The organism is Rhizobium sp. 01N424 (assembly GCF_056399485.1).
Genome location: NZ_JBFTRK010000036.1, coordinates 1 through 2,132, shown reverse-complemented (window position 1 = coordinate 2,132; position 2,132 = coordinate 1). Strand labels below are relative to the sequence as shown.

Genomic DNA, 2,132 nt, shown 5'->3' with positions numbered 1-2,132 from the left:
CGGCAGAGGTCGGCCGCCTTCGCGCCAGCCTCCTGCTCCTTCAGCACACCGATAATCTGCTCTTCCGTAAATCTCTGCTTCTTCATTCGTCCGTCCCTTAATAGGCCGGACTCTAATCCATTCTGGAGGAAATTCTCAGTGGCAGGTCAGCGGCTACTACAACCCGCCGCATCGATACCCCGGCAACTGCTATTCGTACTACGACACAGCCGCGGATGGCACCTTATGCGGCAATCGTAGCGCCATGTCCCGGCCGGGCGGGTGGTAGGATAGACCAGATGGATGATCTAATTTCGCGTCTTGCTGATGTGATGAGTTTAAGGCAGGTGAAAGTCACTGGGGGAGGTGGTGCCGCAAGAGCTCTGATCGCACAGCAGCGACAGCTCTACCAAACCTACTTATCAATCTTCCAGAACGTTCCCTGGGATGGCCCAAACGGCAGCGGATCAGTGGGCATGAGTAGCCTGTGCTTGGAATTGCTTTCGTTCTGCACAAACCTAATGGAGAGCAACCCCCCTTCAATATCGGAGACGGGCGGCGACCTTTGGGTTACCTCACTCATTCCTATCCTTGACGACGCTGCGATACAAAGTCTCCGGGAATTCGTTACTGCGGTTCCGAAGAGGTCGAGGCCATCGAGCGAGGCGGGTGACTGGCCGTACATTGCCGCTGCAGCGGTATTCGTTGAATCTCCAGGGGTCGGTTTTTTTCAGCAGGTGGCTTCAACGAGTGAACACGAGAAGGCTTCGCTTTTTCTTGCCGCGTCCCGCTATGCTGCCGGCAAGGCATTCAAATCGAACCTCGCTCCGATCAAGGTTGATGTAGAACAAGAGGTGGCCAAAGCGCGAGGTACGATAGAGAACCTCCGAGGCGAATTTGAAGTTGAAAGAGAAACGCTCCGCCTGTCTTTGGACACTATCTCCGCATCATCGGGCGAACTTCAGACAAGGATCGAAGCGGCCGACAGTGCCCTTCTTCAAACTCATGAGCGCCTGGCCAACTTCGAGGCGACGATCCGGGAGGAGATGAAGCTCGACCGTGCGCGGTTAACCTGGGAAAGCAGGTACGTGGAAGCTCGCCGAGCCTTCATTATCTCGATCTGCTTGCTAGCGACATTTCTTGTCATAACGATTGCCGCAGCGGTGCTTTTTGGGATGCCAATGATTGTCGCTCTAACGAAGGCGGAGATGGAGAGCGGTGGCGTCGCTACTAACTCCGTAGCGGTTGCGCTCACCCATCAGTTCGGAAGGCTGATAGTGTTTTCAGTGCCCGTCTTCGTCTACTTGTGGGTACTTAGAGCAGTGATGCGCTATTTCATGCGGTCGATGCTGCTGATGGACGACGCGCGGCAACGGCAGACGATGCTTGATACTTACTTTCTGCTTAGCGAAAAGGGGAGAGCGGATGAGCGAGACCGCCCGTTGGTTCTTTGGGCACTGTTCAGACAGACGCCCGGGCACGGAAGTGACGGAGTGGAGCCGCCAGACTTCACTGAGGTAATAAATGCCGGAATGAAGAGGGCGGGCGAGGGTTGAGGCGCTTTCGCTTGATGTTCCCACGGACCGCTAGTCTACTGAGAATCTGGTGCGAGTACGACCACTTCAAGACCACGTCGTTGGATGCCCCAATGAATGGACACGACGGGATGACGTTCATGGACAGGCTTGCCGATCCGGCGCCTGCATATGAGTGATCCGGTCCCCGTCTCCGCAGAGCGATGGATCGATCCCACCCATGACCGTCGAAGCGCGGGGGGTACTTTGACTTGAGCGGCTCGGTCATGCTTATTGCAGGAACGAATCTGTAAAACGCCGCGCATCCGGATTGGACGGAAAGCTGTGGCTATGGAACTGACGACAGATGACAAGCCTCTGAAGACGATCGGCTTGCTTCTGATGGCGTGTGGTGCGGTTGTCTTCGCCATCCAGATGATCTGGTTCCTGCGCTCGGGCGTGTGGACACCCCTTTCCATCACCTCTGGACAGAGGTGGCTCGGGAAATTTGAACAGCGGGGATAAGTGGAATTTCTGCCTGACTTCGGCTTAGATGCCTGGAACAGGAGATACCATGACGAGACGACCGCGCCGGAATCACAGCCCGGCTTTCAAGGCGAAAGTGGCACTTGCCGCCAT

3 protein-coding genes are annotated in these 2,132 nt (G+C 56.0%); 2 read left to right on the top strand and 1 reads right to left on the bottom strand.

Annotation, left to right across the window (positions count from 1 at the left end; all coding sequences use genetic code 11):
• The coding region (locus AC1DNK_RS29950) for a transposase (RefSeq protein ID WP_477944861.1) at nt 1–86 on the bottom strand (86 nt) is incomplete at its 3' end.
• Nucleotides 87–278: 192 nt separating this feature from the next.
• Between AC1DNK_RS29950 and AC1DNK_RS29945 the strand changes: the two genes are divergently transcribed.
• Together AC1DNK_RS29945 and AC1DNK_RS29940 are read left to right on the top strand one after the other, a co-directional pair.
• Nucleotides 279–1,535, top strand: a complete 1,257-nt coding sequence (locus AC1DNK_RS29945) for a DUF6161 domain-containing protein (protein WP_477944859.1) — start codon at nt 279–281, stop codon at nt 1,533–1,535.
• A gap of 309 nt (nt 1,536–1,844) precedes the next feature.
• Nucleotides 1,845–2,018: a hypothetical protein gene (locus AC1DNK_RS29940; RefSeq protein WP_477944857.1), complete on the top strand. Its 174-nt coding sequence runs from the start codon at nt 1,845–1,847 to the stop codon at nt 2,016–2,018.
• Nucleotides 2,019–2,132: the final 114 nt, after the last annotated feature.